The following is a 13,458-nucleotide window of genomic DNA, read 5'->3' as shown; positions in this document are numbered from 1 at the left end:
CTCTCTGGGGTGCAAATCAGTAGATCCGCTTGTCAGTATGCGCGTCGTCGAGCACCCTCCCATTGATAGCACCGTCGCGCGCGCCCGGCGCGCCGGGTGCGCGCCCGGAGGATCGCCCCAGGTTGACGTGCCCACCGGTCCGCGAAAGCGATATTCCGGGCGCACGCCGAAATGGGTTTGCTGCGCTCGTTTTATGCCGGGCGTTGAATTCCACGCAATTCATTAAAATGCGATTTCCGTAAATGTGGATCTCCGTCTTCACTTACATCATGATCTCAGTAGATAGCTGCTGAACAGCATAAAGGCGCGATGAGCCGGACCGGTACCGGAGGAGATACGCAAAAATGAATTTACCCGACGATGTTATCCGATCCCTTTACCGGTGCGACTAGATGTGGATCACATTGCGTAGCCAATCGGGTGTATAACGAGCAGAATATGGTTATTCAGACAAAAAGCTTCTTGTTCAACATGGTGGAAGGAGCTCGCAAATGTTGAATTCGGTGCTTTCGATCCGCCGCGGCGCGGTCGGCGTGGCGGCCGCCGGGTTGACGACCGGAGCGATCCTGTTCGGCGGCAGCGCTCCCGTCGCGCACGCCGCCCCGCCGCCCGGCCCCGGCATCAGCTTCGACACGGTCGGCCCGCACGGTGGACCGGACCTGCCGCTCAAGCCCGGCGGGGGCGGCGGCGGCCACGGTGGTGGCGGCCACGGTGGTGGCGGCCACGGCGGTGGCGGCTGGGGCGGCGGCCATGGCGGCTGGGGCGGCCCGGGCGGCGGTCACGGCGGATGGGCCGGCCACGGTGGCTGGGGCGGACCGGGCGGCTGGAATGGCCACGGCGGCAACTGGGGCCGCGGCGGCGATTGGGGCCGCGGCGGCTGGTGGGGTCCGCGCGGCGACTGGGACCGCGGCGGCTGGTGGGGTCCGCGCGGGGACTGGGACCGCGGTGTTTGGGGCCACCCCGGTTGGGGCCACGGTGGCTGGGGCCCCCCTGGCTTGGGCTACCGGCCATGGTGGCCGCTGTGGAACTGGTGGTGGTGACCCAGCCCGAAAGGACCCGGGCCATGCCGGCCTGGCAGACGTGCGTCAGGTCGGCATGACCCGTTTTGGGCGATTACGGGTCGCGGGGCAGGCCCAGCAGCCGCTCGGCGATGATGTTGAGCTGGACCTCCGAGGTGCCCCCGTAGATGGTGGTGGCGCGGCTGGCCAGCAGGTACTCGCCCCACTTGCCCGGTAGCTGGCTGGTGTCGCCGATCGCGGCGTCGGTGCCGAACGACGACACCGCGAACTCGGCGTACCCCTGGCCGGTGCGCATCGACAACAGCTTGGAGATCGCGGCGGACGGCATGGCGTCACCGCCGGCCAGCGTCAACAACGTCGAACGCAGGTTCAGCACCTTGGCGGCGTGGCCCTCGGCGATCAGCTGCCCGGCCCGGTGCTGCGCCACCTGGTCGAACTGCCCGTCGCGCACGAACTCGACGAACTCGGGAAGCGTCGCAAGGAAATTCGCGTCGCTGCTGCCAATCGAGACCCGTTCGGCCGTCAGCGTGTTGCGGCTGACCTCCCAGCCCCGGTTGACGTCGCCGAGCACGCATTCGTCGGGCACGAACACGTCGTCGATGTAGACGGTGTTGAAAAACTCCTGGCCCGTCAGCTCACGCAGCGGCTTGACCGTGACGCCTTCGCTGCGCATGTCCAGCAGGAAGTACGTGATGCCATTGTGTTTGGGTGCGGAGGCGTCAGTTCTCGCCAGGAGCGCGCCCCACTGCGAGAACTGCGCGGCGGTGGTCCAGATCTTCTGGCCGGTGATGCGCCAACCGCCCTCGGCCCGGGTCGCTTTGGTGGTCAGCCCGGCGAGATCCGATCCGGCACCCGGCTCGGAAAACAGCTGGCACCAGATCATTTCGCCGCGCATGGTCGGCGGCAGGAACCGCCCTTTCTGCTCCTCGGTGCCGAACGCGACGATCGACGGGATGATCCACGCCGCGATGCCGACCTGCGGCCGCTTGACCCGCCCGGCGGCGAACTCCTGGGCGATGATGATCTGCTCCACCGGGCTGGACGCCCGGCCCCACGGCCTGGGCAGGTAGGGCAGCACCCAGCCGCCCTCCGCGATCGCCACCGTGCGCGGCTCGCGGTCCATCTCCTTGAGCGCGGTGACCTCCGCGCGAATCTCGGCCCTCAGCTTTTCGGTGTCGGGATCCAGGTCGATGTCCACCGCGCGCATTCCGGTCGTGGTCGCGGTGTCCACGACTCGCTGCGGGTATTCCGAGCTGCGCCCGAAGGAAGCGGCCAGCATCAGCGCCCGTCGGTAATAGACGCCTGCGTCGTGCTCCCAGGTGAACCCGATCCCGCCGTGCACCTGGATGCAGTCCTGCGCGCAGCGCTGGGCTGCGGCCGGCGCCAGCGTCGCCGCCACGGCTGCGGCGAACTCGGCGTTGGAAGCCGCCATGTCCCAACCGTTCTCGCGGGCCTCGTCCAGCGCGCGGGCGGCATCCCACACCGCCGCGGTGGCCCGCTCGGTGTCGGCGATCATCTCCGCGCACTTGTGCTTGATGGCCTGGAACTGGCCGATCGGCCTGCCGAACTGCTCGCGGATCTTCGCGTAGTGCGACGCGGTGTCGGTCGCCCACCGCGCCACGCCGATGGCCTCGGCCGACAGCAGCGTGACCATCAGCGCGTGCGCCGTGGCCATCGTCAGATTGCTCAACACGACGTCGTCGCCGACCTCGACGGCGTTGGCCCGCACGTGCGCGATGGGGCGCAGCGGGTCAAGGCTTTTCACCGGCTCGATCTCGAGCTGCTCGGCGCGCAGCACCACCCATTCCTCGCCGCTGTCGATCGCGACCGGGAGCACCAGCAAGGAGGCCTGCGCGGCGCCGGGAACCGCGCGGACCTCGCCGCGGATCACCAGCACCTCCTCGTTGGGTCCCTGGCGGGTGGCGGTCAGCGCGCAGCACTCCATCGCGTAGGCGGCGATAGCCGCGCCGGACGCCAGCTCGGCGAGCACCTTGGCCTCGGGGTCGTGCGCGGAGATCAGCGCGCTGGCGATCGCCGACGGCACGAACGGCCCGGGTACCGCCCCGTAGCCGAACTCGGCCAGCACGATGGCCAACTCGAGGATGCCGAAACCCTGGCCCCCGACCGACTCCGCGAGATGCACGCCTTGCAGGCCCTGCTCAGCCGCGGCCTGCCAGTACGGCGGGGGATTGTCGATCGGGGATTCCAGCGCCGCGTGCAGCACCTCGGACGGCGCGACCCGCGCCACCAGGGATCGCACCGAGTCGGCCAGGTCTTGATGCTCAGGAGATATCGCGATCGGCATTGGTCGCCTTCCTCGTCCCTTTGCTGGCTCACGTTTCGTGCCAGCGCCTTCCAAGCTAACAACCAGTCGGTTGGTTGACTACATGGGCCAGCGGTTGCCCGTCGCGCAGCCGGCGGCAGTTCGCGACCGCCTCCGTGAGGTATCGCCGCATGGTGTCGGCGGTGTACCAGGTGACGTGCGGGGTCAGCACGACGTTGTCCAGGCCCAGTAGCGGGTTGCCGGGCGCCACCGGCTCCACCTCGAAAACGTCGAGCCCCGCGGCGGCCAGCCGCCCGCCCCGCAGCGCGTCGACCAGGGCGCCTTCGTCGACCACCGCGCCGCGGGACGTGTTGACCAGCACCGCATTCGGCTTCATCCGGGCCAGCGCGTCGCGGTCCAGCAGGTGATGGGTGTGCGCCGTCAGGGGCAGGTGCAGCGAGACGATGTCGCTGGCGGCCAGCAGGTCGGGGAGCGGCCGCCAGCCGGGCCGGCCGTCGTCGCGGGTGCTGGTGTGCACGACGGTCGCCCCCATCGCGGTGACGATCTCGCCCACTCGCTTGGCGATGTTGCCGTAGCCGACCAGCCCGACAGTGCAGCCGCCGACGTCGCGCACCGTCTCGCCCAGTGCCGGGTCCGACGGCCAGCCCCGGCCGTCGCGGACCGCGCGGTCCAGCCCCGGCAGCCGGCGCAACGCGGCCAGCATCAGCAGCACCGCGCCCTCGGCCACCGACGGCGCGTTGGCGCCCGGCATGTTCGCGACCGCGATGCCGCGTTCCGTCGCCGTCTGCACGTCGATCGTGTTCACCCCGGCCCCGAGCTTGTGCACCAGCCGCAGCTTGGCCCCCCGCCCCAGGTCGGCGCCCGACAGCGGCCGGAGCACATGCCAGATGACGTCCGCCTGCGGCAGCTCCCGATAGAAGCCCGCATCGTCGTCCTCGGCGCACCACCGGATGTCGAGCCAATCCGATTCTGGCGCAACGAAGTCGAGCACTCTGTCGCCGGGGACGAAATGGGCGAGAACTCTCAGCGCCACCTCTTGGTGATCCACCTGGCGATGGTATCGGCCTGCTCGCTGCGCGCGCCCGGGGTGGTGAAGTAGTGGTCGGTGTCGATCGACGTCTGGGTCTTGTCGGTGCCGGCGAGCGCGTCGAAGATGCGCTGGGCGTCCGACGGGAAGACGCCGGTGTCCGCCCCGGCGTTGATCACCAGTGCCGGGGAGGTGATGCGCGTCAGATGCGGTTCGGCGCGGGTTTGGGCCACCCGGAGGCTCCACATGCCGAGCCAGTTGCGCAGGGTGCAGGCGGCGGCGATGCCGTGCGCGGAGCGGTTCGCCTTGGCGGGGACGCCGGCGTAACACAGGTTCGGCTGGCGCTTGGTCGGCTCGATGCTCGGATCGACCATGCGGGGATCGGCCCAGGTGCGCATCACGCTGAACGGTCGGTCCGAAAAGCCCACGGCGCGAATGCGTTTGAGCTCGCGCTCGGCCCAGTCGGTGATGGCGTGGTTGCGCGCGATCTGGGCATCACGGTAGCGGGCGATGAACTCGGGCGAGTACGGCGGGCCGTTGCGCTCGTCGAACAGGTCGAGGTCGGGGTCCGTGGCAACCGGGTCGTTCTCGTCGACGACGGCGGCGTCCATCCACGCTGTCAGCACGTCGGGGCGGCCGGGGTGGGCGGCAGTGGCGACGTAGCCGTCGGCCGGGATCAACTCGGTGAGCCCGGCCGCCGGGCGCATGCCTTCCAAGGGCGTCACGTTCGGTTCGAGCGCCTGTGACTGATAGGCGGCCATCAACGAACCGCCGCCCGAATTACCGAGCAGCACAACGTAGTCCACGCCCTGCACCTCGCGCAGCCAACGCACGCCGACGCCGATGTCGACCAGCGCATGGTCCAGCAGGAAGCTGCTCTCGAAGCCGCGGAACCTGGTGTTCCAGCCCAGAAATCCGATGCCGCGGGTGGCGATGTAGTCGGCGAGATAGTGCTCGGCGAAGTCGATCTGGTAGTGCGCGGCGATCATCGCCACCTTCGGTTTGCGTCCCACCGCTCGGTGATAGAGCCCCTGGCAGGGGTGGCCGCCGGCCCCGGCCCGGCCTGCGGTGGGAGACGGCAGCCCGACGAATTCCTGCATCACGCCCCGGGCGCCGCTTTGACGGCTCAATTCGGCTCCCCTCCGCCGGCATAGACGGCTCGGTAGTAGATGTTGGCCAGCGTGCGGATGCACGCGGCGTCGTCGGGTTCACCGGCCCCGGCGAGCTGCATGTAGCAGAACTGGTAGAACATGGCCAAAATGGCCTCGGCGATCAGCCGCGGATCGTCGTCGGGGCAGTGGCCCTCGGCCTGGGCGCGCCGCACCGACTCGCTGATGAAAGCTATTGGCGTAGCGCAGATTTCGGCCCAACACCGCGCGAAGTCGTCGTTGATCATGGCCAGCTGATAAATGCTGATGACCTCGGCGAGCCGGTTGCGATAGGTCCACCACTGCGCGGCGGCGGCCTCGTACGCGCGCTCGCGATCGGACAGGCCATGTTCGGTCACCGAACGCGCGCGCCCGGTGATCTCGTCGCGGAACCGCAGCGCCCACTGGCGGACCATCGCCTCTTTGGAGTCGTAGTAGTTGTAGAACGACGCGGCCGAGCGGCCCGCTTCTGCGGCGATGTCGGCAATCGTGGTCGCCAGAACGCCTTTGCGCGCGATCACCGTCCGGGCGGCCATGTCGATCGCGGCCTGCGTTCGCCGCCCGCGGTGCGTCGGAAACGCCGGGACGGGGCCGGGTCGCTCATCAGGTTCGGCCGCAGTGGACAATTGCGCAAACCTCCTGGAGCAGAACTGGACCTGATGTTAGATTCAGATTCGGTTCTTGACCAGGTTTCGCGGATCGATAGGAGCCGCACGATGATCAAGCCGCGCAACGCCAACACGGAATTCGAGCTGGGCGGGATCAATCACGTCGCACTGGTGTGTTCCGACATGGCGCGGACCGTGGACTTTTACTCCAACGTCCTTGGCATGCCGCTGATCAAATCGCTCGATCTGCCCGATGGGGCGGGCCAGCACTTCTTCTTCGACGCCGGCAACGGCGACTGCGTCGCGTTCTTCTGGTTCGCCGACGCCGCCGACCGGGTGCCGGGCATCTCGTCGCCGGGCGCCATCCCGGGCATCGGCGACATCACCAGCGCGGTGAGCACCATGAACCACCTGGCATTCCACGTGCCGGCCGAGAAGTTCGACGCCTACCGGCAGCGGCTCAAGGACAAGGGCGTGCGGGTCGGGCCGGTGCTGAACCACGACGAGAGTGAGCGCCAAGTCTCGGCGACGGTGCATCCCGGGGTGTACGTACGCTCCTTCTACTTCCAGGATCCCGACGGGATCACGCTGGAATTCGCCTGCTGGGTCAAGGAATTCAGCGCGAGCGACAACAAGGCAGTCCCCAAGACGGCGGCCGACCGGCGACCCCCGGTGGAGGCCGTACGCTGAAAGGGCAACACCGTGCCTGAGCCGGGGGATGTCCATGACGACGAACGGCATTTTGTCCGACGCTCAGATCGCCGCGCTGACGCCCGCGCAGCGGCGTGACCTGATCAACCGGCTGGAGCGGCCGCTGAGCGACGTGATCGACCCGGTGCTCCTGAGCCGGATACGGCGCACCCGCATGAGCCTGATGATCGGTGGCTCCATCGCGATGGTTCCCTGGCTGGGGTATCTGTCCATCACGCTGCCGTCGAACTACGTCGCCCACAACTGGACCGCCACGTGGGTGGGTTTCGACATCCTTTTGGTCGTGTTCATGGTGGCGACGGCGCTCCTCGGTTACCTGCGTCGCCAGCTGGTGGTGCTCGCCGCGTTCACCGCGGGCGTGCTGCTGATCTGCGACGCGTGGTTCGACCTGATGACCGCCGGACCCGCGGACGTGCGCATATCGGTGGCGACCGCGCTGGGCATCGAGGTGCCGCTGGCGATCTTGCTGATCCGCGGCGCGATTCGCATCATGCGGCTCACGATGATGCGCTTGTGGCTCCTGGATCCCCGGATGCGGCTGTGGCACCTGCCGCTGTTTCCTTGAGCCGGTACAGGTTTGGATTGGTGAGCTCGTCGAGCAGCGACGCCAGGTGATCGACGAGCTGGTCGGGCTCCAGTCGGACGTCGCCGGCCAGCCAGGCGCTGATGGTCTGCCCGACGCCGCCCACCGCGAAGTGCGCGGCGGCCTTGACGCGGTCGTTCGCCGGCGCCCGCAACGTGTCGACGGCATGCTGGCCGGACAGCATGGCGAAAAGCGCGCTGGACTCGGCGCGCTTGCGCACGATCACCGGGTCGCCCAGCTGTGTGTTGAAGAGCAGGCGCCCGATGCGGGCGTCGCCGGCGATGGTCCGCACGATGTTTGCCATGCCCGCGCGGGTCTGCTCGGGCGCCGGCACCGCCGCCACGGCCGCCTGGGTGGTGGCGGCCAGCTCGGCGACCACCCAATCGAACACCCGACTGACGAACTGGTCCTTGTCGCTGAAGCTCTCGTAGAAATAACGGGCCGCCAGGCCCGCCCGGTCGCAGATGCCGCGGACGGTCAGCGCGGAGATGTCCTGCTGGTCGGCCCCCAGCAGGTCCAGGCCGGCGGCGAAGAACTGGCGACGACGGGCGGCCACCCGCTCGGCGGCGTCGACGCCGCGGTAGGGCCGCGCTTTGGGTGTCTGCGCCATGGGCACCATCTTGACACCGGCGCTGACACGGGACAACATCAGGAAACACACGTTCGCACAATTTGCGCAGAGGGGCTTCCGCATGGTGTTGCCGGACTCGATCGGTCATGTGGAGCGCGCCGTCGCAGACGCGCCCCGCCCGGGCCACTCCCGCCGCGGGCGCGGTTTGGGCATCGACGAGGGGCTGATGGGCGTGGCGTTGCTGGCCGGGCCCGCGAACGTGATCATGCAGCTGGCACGGCCCGGCGTCGGTTACGGCGTGTTGGAGAGCCGCGTCGAAAGCGGCCGGGTGGACCTGCATCCGATCAAACGCGCGCGCACCACCTTCACCTACCTCGCGGTGGCAACCGCCGGCAGCGACGCCCAGAAGGATGCCTTTCGCCGGGCGGTGAACCGGGCGCACGCGCAGGTGTACTCCACCCCGGACAGCCCGGTGTCCTACAACGCCTTCGACGTCGACCTGCAGCTGTGGGTCGGGGCGTGCCTGTACAAGGGCGGCGTCGACATCTACCGGACCTTCGTCGGCGAACTGGACGGCGAGGACGCCGACCGGCACTACCGCGAGGGCATGGCGCTGGCCACCACGCTGCAGGTGCCGCCGGAGATGTGGCCGCCGGACCGGGCGGCCTTCGACCGGTACTGGCAGGAGTCGCTGGCCCAGGTGCACATCGACGACACCGTCCGGGAGTACCTGTATCCCATTGCCGCGGGCCGCATTCGGGGGGTGAGGTTGCCGCGCCCCCTGCAGCGACTTTCCGATGACTTCTCGCTGCTGATCACCACGGGCTTTCTGCCGCAGCGGTTCCGCGACGAGATGCGGCTGCCGTGGGACGCCGCGCGGCAACGCCGCTTCGACCGGCTGATGGCCGTGCTCCGCGTGGTCAACCGCGCGCTGCCGCGCTTCGTCCGGCACTTCCCGTTCAACGTGCTGCTCGCCGACGTCGACCGCCGGATCCGGACGGGGCGGCCACTGGTTTGACACCGGGGGCGGCGCGCCCCGGTTGATAACGACAATCATTTTCATTAGGCTCACTGGCTGGTAACCCTTCCAGCCCGAGGAGTGCCGCGATGACCGCGCCGATATGGATGGCAGCACCGCCGGAGGTGCACTCGGCGCTGCTGAGCAGCGGCCCCGGACCGGGGCCGTTGCTGGCCGCCGCCGGGGCCTGGAACCTGTTGAGCGCCGAATACGACTCGGTCGCAGAAGAACTCACCGCGTTGTTGGCGTCGGTGCAGGCGGGCGTCTGGGAGGGGCCGAGCGCGGAATCGTACGTCGCCGCGAATGCGCCGTATCTGGAGTGGCTCATCCAGGCCGGCGCGGACAGTAAGGCGGCCGCCGCCCAGCACGAGACCGCGGCCGCCGCCTACGGCACCGCGCTGGCCGCCATGCCGACGCTGCCCGAACTGGCCGCCAACCACGTCGTCCACGGGGCCTTGGTGGCGACCAATTTCTTTGGCATCAACACGATCCCGATCGCGCTCAACGAGGCCGACTATGTGCGGATGTGGGTTCAGGCGGCCACCACCATGGGCACCTATCACACGGTCGACAGCGTGGCGGTGGCGTCGACGCCGCAAACCACCCCCGCGCCGCAGATCCTGAAATCCGACGCGCAAGCCGAGGGCAACGCCCCGGCGTCGGCGGTGTCCAACTATGCGCAGGACGCGGCTAGCCTGCTGCGGGGGTTTGAGCAAGCGATCACCCAGCAGGTCGAGCAGTTTCTGCAAAACCCCCTGGGTTTGCAGCAGCAGATCCTGCAGATCCTGCAAGGCCAAATGAACAGCGACAACCCGTTGGGGCTTCCGCAGGGGCTGGTGAATTTTCTGCAAAACAACTTGGGTATCGGAAATAGTCAGCTTGCGCACGACCCGACGATCGATCTTCCGATCGATGACTTCCTTGCGAACATCCTGCAGCACTTCGGCATTAATTGGGATCCGGCGGGTGGCACCATCAACGGAGCCACGTACGACACATTCACGAACCCCGGACAGGCCTCGTTTTGGATCGCTCGAAGCCTCGAACTTTTTGAGGATTTTCAAAACTTTGGGGTCGACCTGACGCAAAACCCGGTGCTGGCTTTTCAATGGCTGATTAGCTGGCAACTGTTCGATTTCCCCACCCACATACTCGAAGTCGCGTCCTATGCGGTCTCCAACCCGGCGCTGGCGCTTGCGGCCACCCCCGCCATTGCTCCCGGCGCACTAGGCGGTTTGGGGGGGCTTGCCGGCCTGGCCGCCGTACCCCCACCCGGTGCCGCACCAGCGCCGGCGCCCGTGCCCGCCGCGCCGCCGATGGTGCCGGTCGCGATGGGCCCGACCTTCGCCGCGCCGGCCGCGGCCCCGGCCTCGGCGCCGGCGCCCGCGCCCGCGCCCTCCGCCCCGCCGGCTCCCGCGGGCCCGGCTGCCACGGCGCCGCCCGCGACCGCGGGCCCGGCGGGCTTCCTCGCTCCCTACGCGGTCGGGCCCCCCGGCATGGGGTCCGGCTCGGGAATGGGTGCCGGCGCCAGCTCGAGCGCCAAAAGGAAAGCGCCGGAACCCGATACGGCCGCGGCGGCGGCAGCGGCGGCCGCGCGGGAGGAGGCGCGGGCGCGGCGGCGTCGGCGTGCCAAGGTGCGCGACCACGCCGACGAATTCCTGGATATGAACGTCGACGTCGACCCGGACTGGGACGAGCCCCCGTCGACGGCGGCCTCGGAGCGGGGCGGCGGCAGATTGGGGTTTGCCGGCACCGAGCCGCGGCAGGCCGTCGCCGAGGCGGCCGGCTTAACCACGCTGGCCGGCAGCGAATTGTGCGGCGGCGCAAGGGCGCCGATGCTGCCCGGCACCTGGGACCCGGACGCGGCCGCGGCGGCGGGCCGCCAGAAACCGTCGGCGTAGTGTCGGTTGGGTGCGTAGCGAAGGTGATACCTGGGACATCACAACGAGTGTCGGTTCGACGGCGCTGTTCGTCGCGACCGCCCGAGCGCTCGAGGCGCAGAAGCCCGACCCGCTGGCCGTCGACCCGTACGCGGAGCTGTTCTGCCGCGCCGTCGGCGGTTCGTCGGCCGACGTCCTCGACGGCAAGGACCCCGACCACCCGCTGAAGTCCGAGGACTTCGGCGTGCATTTCGTCAACTTCCAGGGCGCCCGCACCAGGTACTTCGACGAATACTTCCGGCGGGCCGCCGACGCGGGCGTGCGGCAGGTGGTCATCCTGGCGGCCGGGCTCGACTCCCGCGCCTACCGGCTGGACTGGCCGGGCGCGACGACGATCTTCGAGCTGGACCGCCCGCAGGTCCTGGACTTCAAGCGCCAGGTACTCACGGAGCACCGCGCCCAACCGCGCGCCGAGCGTCGCGAAGTCGCCGTCGACCTCCGCGACGACTGGCCGCAGGCCCTGCGGGACAGCGGTTTTGACGCGGCCAAGCCGTCCGCCTGGATCGCCGAGGGCCTGCTGATCTATCTGCCCGCCAGCGCGCAGGAGCAGCTGTTCACCGGCATCGACGGCCTGGCAGGCCACGGCAGCCACGTCGCGATCGAAGACGGCGCCCCCCTCGAGCCGGCCGAATTCGAGGCCGCGGTCGAGGAAGAACGCGCGGCCGCCGCGGAGGGTGACCAGCGCCTGTTCTTCCGGTTGGTCTACAACGAGCAGTGCGCCCCGGCCACCGAGTGGTTCGGCCGGCGCGGATGGACGGCCGTCGGCACTCCGCTCGCGGACTACCTGCGACAGGTCGGGCGGCCGGTGCCCGGCCCGGATACCGAGGCCGGCCCGATGATCGCCCGCAACACGCTGGTCAGCGCCGTCAAGGACTGACCGAAACCGGCCGGGAACTTTCCCGCGCCAGTGAGCGACTACTCCTACGGGCTCGTGACGCTGCCCAACGGCCCAGGCGGCCGTCAAGTCCAGCCCGGATCGTTAAGGAGTCGTCGCCGCTATGACCGCGCCCGTGTGGATGGCGTCGCCCCCGGAGATCCATTCGGCGCAGCTGAGCAGCGGTCCGGGATCCGGCGGGCTGCTCGCCGCCGCCGCGGCATGGGGCTCGCTGAGCGCGACGTACGCGTCGGTCGCCGACGAGCTCACCTCCGTCCTGGCCGCGGTCCAGGCCGGGGCCTGGGAGGGGCCCACCGCGGCGCAGTACGCGGCCGCGCACGCGCCCTACCTGGCGTGGCTGACGCGAGCCAGCGCCAACAGCGCGGCCGCCTCCGCCCGGCACGAGACCGCGGCCGCCGCCTACACCACGGCGCTGGCCGCGATGCCCACCCTGCTGGAGCTGGCCGCCAATCACGCGATTCACGCGGTGCTGCTGGCGACGAACTTCTTCGGCATCAACACGATCCCCATCGCGCTGAACGAGGCCGACTACGTGCGGATGTGGATCCAGGCGGCCACGACGATGGCCACCTATCAGACCGTCGCCGGCACCGCGGTCGCCGCGGCGCCGCAGACCGATGCGGCGCCACAGATCCTGCACGCCGCCGACGACAACAGCGACGGCAGCGACACCGGCGACAGCGGGGACATCATCGACAACGACGGCGGCGACCCGACGCAATGGAGTTGGTGGGTCAACCGGCTCACCGAAGTCACTCAGACGCTGGGCCGCGACCTCGAGGAATTCCCTGAAAACCCCGCCGAGTCCATAGCGCAGGTCGAGAACGACATCCCGCTGTTGGTTGCGGACGAGTTCACCCACGTCGGGGAAGTCATCGACACGTTCCCGCAGCTGCAGGCCGTCATCCCGCTCGCGCTCATCACGCCGCTCGGCGCCAGTTCGCTGGCCGGGTTCGCGGGCCTGAGCGGGCTGTCGGGGATCCAGCCGGGCCCGGCCCCCGCCGTGGTGGCCGCACCCGTGCCCGGCGCGCCCCCCATGCCGGCACTCGCCGGCGCCCCGGCGGTAACCGTTGCCTCCAGCGCCCCGGCCCCGGCCCCGACCCCGGCCACGGCTCCGGCTCCCGCGCCGGCCACGGCGTCGGTGGCGGCCGGGGCCCCGCCCCCGCCGCCCGCCGGTGTCGCCGGAGGGGCCTTTCCGTATCTGGTGGGCGGCCCGACGATCGGGGCGGACACCGGGATGGGCACCGCCGCTCGACGAAAGGCACCGGAACCCGATAGCGCCGCGGCCGCGGCGGCCGCCGGGGCGGCGGCGCGACAACGGGACCGGGCGCGCCGTCGGCGGCGGGCGGCGATGAACGACCACCACCGCGGCTTCCGGTACGAGTACGTCGACCCGGAGTGGGAACCGGACGAAGAGCCCGGCCGGGACAGGGCCGCGACCGCCGCGTCCGACCACGGCGCCGGCGCCCTGGGCTTCGCCGGGACCGCCCGCGCGGAGGCGGCCCGGGCGGCGGGCCTGGCCACGCTGGCCGGCGACCAGTTCGGCGGCGGCCCGTCGGTGCCGATGATGCCGCAAACCTGGGCGCCCGACGGTTTTGATAATGAAAACGATTTTCAGTAAGCTCGGCTGGTCCGGGTTGCTCGGTCGGAATGT

Annotated in this window: 13 protein-coding genes; 7 read left to right on the top strand and 6 right to left on the bottom strand. The window is 69.7% G+C overall.

What is annotated here, in order from left to right; all coding sequences use genetic code 11:
* Nucleotides 1-16 precede the first annotated feature (16 nt).
* The gene (locus AC5Y2S_RS12840; RefSeq protein WP_499956492.1) at nt 17-262 is read right to left on the bottom strand and encodes a hypothetical protein; all 246 of its coding nucleotides are present in this window, start codon (nt 260-262) and stop codon (nt 17-19) included.
* A gap of 229 nt (nt 263-491) precedes the next feature.
* Here AC5Y2S_RS12840 and AC5Y2S_RS12835 point away from each other — a divergent pair, with 229 nt between their 5' ends.
* Nucleotides 492-1,040 carry a hypothetical protein gene (locus AC5Y2S_RS12835; RefSeq protein WP_499956491.1) on the top strand — a complete coding sequence of 183 codons (549 nt, stop codon included), beginning with the start codon at nt 492-494 and terminating at the stop codon, nt 1,038-1,040.
* A 73-nt stretch (nt 1,041-1,113) separates the two neighbouring features.
* On the opposite strand, the gene AC5Y2S_RS12830 is transcribed toward AC5Y2S_RS12835, so the two are convergent.
* The 4 genes from AC5Y2S_RS12830 to AC5Y2S_RS12815 are packed head-to-tail and all read right to left on the bottom strand — an operon-like array spanning nt 1,114 to nt 6,104.
* Nucleotides 1,114-3,324: an acyl-CoA dehydrogenase family protein gene (locus AC5Y2S_RS12830; RefSeq protein WP_499956490.1), complete on the bottom strand. Its 2,211-nt coding sequence runs from the start codon at nt 3,322-3,324 to the stop codon at nt 1,114-1,116.
* A 55-nt stretch (nt 3,325-3,379) separates the two neighbouring features.
* Nucleotides 3,380-4,336 carry a 2-hydroxyacid dehydrogenase gene (locus AC5Y2S_RS12825; RefSeq protein WP_499956540.1) on the bottom strand — a complete coding sequence of 319 codons (957 nt, stop codon included), beginning with the start codon at nt 4,334-4,336 and terminating at the stop codon, nt 3,380-3,382.
* Nucleotides 4,327-5,430 carry an alpha/beta hydrolase family protein gene (locus AC5Y2S_RS12820; RefSeq protein ID WP_499956539.1) on the bottom strand — a complete coding sequence of 368 codons (1,104 nt, stop codon included), beginning with the start codon at nt 5,428-5,430 and terminating at the stop codon, nt 4,327-4,329. Before AC5Y2S_RS12820 ends, AC5Y2S_RS12825 begins: the two co-directional genes overlap by 10 nt.
* 26 nt (nt 5,431-5,456) lie before the next feature.
* Nucleotides 5,457-6,104 (bottom strand): TetR/AcrR family transcriptional regulator, encoded by a 648-nt coding sequence (locus AC5Y2S_RS12815; RefSeq protein ID WP_499956489.1) that lies wholly within the window; start codon nt 6,102-6,104, stop codon nt 5,457-5,459.
* A gap of 90 nt (nt 6,105-6,194) precedes the next feature.
* Here AC5Y2S_RS12815 and AC5Y2S_RS12810 point away from each other — a divergent pair, with 90 nt between their 5' ends.
* Together AC5Y2S_RS12810 and AC5Y2S_RS12805 are read left to right on the top strand one after the other, a co-directional pair.
* Entirely contained in the window at nt 6,195-6,776 is a 582-nt protein-coding gene (locus AC5Y2S_RS12810; RefSeq protein ID WP_499956488.1) for a VOC family protein, read from the top strand.
* Between the two features lie 34 nt (nt 6,777-6,810).
* On the top strand, nt 6,811-7,362 hold the full coding sequence (locus tag AC5Y2S_RS12805; RefSeq protein WP_499956487.1) for a hypothetical protein: 552 nt from the start codon (nt 6,811-6,813) through the stop codon (nt 7,360-7,362).
* Here AC5Y2S_RS12805 and AC5Y2S_RS12800 read toward each other — a convergent pair.
* Nucleotides 7,295-7,999, bottom strand: coding sequence for a TetR/AcrR family transcriptional regulator (locus tag AC5Y2S_RS12800; RefSeq protein WP_499956538.1), 705 nt, complete (start codon nt 7,997-7,999; stop codon nt 7,295-7,297). The genes AC5Y2S_RS12805 and AC5Y2S_RS12800 overlap by 68 nt on opposite strands.
* A gap of 73 nt (nt 8,000-8,072) precedes the next feature.
* On the opposite strand from AC5Y2S_RS12800, the gene AC5Y2S_RS12795 reads away from it, so the two are divergent.
* The 4 genes from AC5Y2S_RS12795 to AC5Y2S_RS12780 all read left to right on the top strand — a co-directional run bounded on the left by AC5Y2S_RS12795 (nt 8,073) and on the right by AC5Y2S_RS12780 (nt 13,425).
* Nucleotides 8,073-8,969: an oxygenase MpaB family protein gene (locus tag AC5Y2S_RS12795; RefSeq protein WP_499956486.1), complete on the top strand. Its 897-nt coding sequence runs from the start codon at nt 8,073-8,075 to the stop codon at nt 8,967-8,969.
* A gap of 89 nt (nt 8,970-9,058) precedes the next feature.
* Nucleotides 9,059-10,870 (top strand): PPE family protein, encoded by a 1,812-nt coding sequence (locus AC5Y2S_RS12790; RefSeq protein WP_499956485.1) that lies wholly within the window; start codon nt 9,059-9,061, stop codon nt 10,868-10,870.
* Between the two features lie 10 nt (nt 10,871-10,880).
* A complete protein-coding gene (locus tag AC5Y2S_RS12785) occupies nt 10,881-11,786 on the top strand; it encodes a class I SAM-dependent methyltransferase (protein ID WP_499956484.1) in 906 nt (301 codons plus the stop codon).
* 121 nt (nt 11,787-11,907) lie between these two features.
* Nucleotides 11,908-13,425, top strand: coding sequence for a PPE domain-containing protein (locus AC5Y2S_RS12780; protein ID WP_499956483.1), 1,518 nt, complete (start codon nt 11,908-11,910; stop codon nt 13,423-13,425).
* The last annotated feature ends 33 nt before the right edge of the window (nt 13,426-13,458 follow it).

The sequence above is a fragment of the Mycobacterium sp. NGS69 genome (assembly GCF_059812165.1).
The sequence above is the reverse complement of the archived record's forward strand: the minus strand, read 5'-3'. Positions and strand labels throughout refer to the sequence as shown.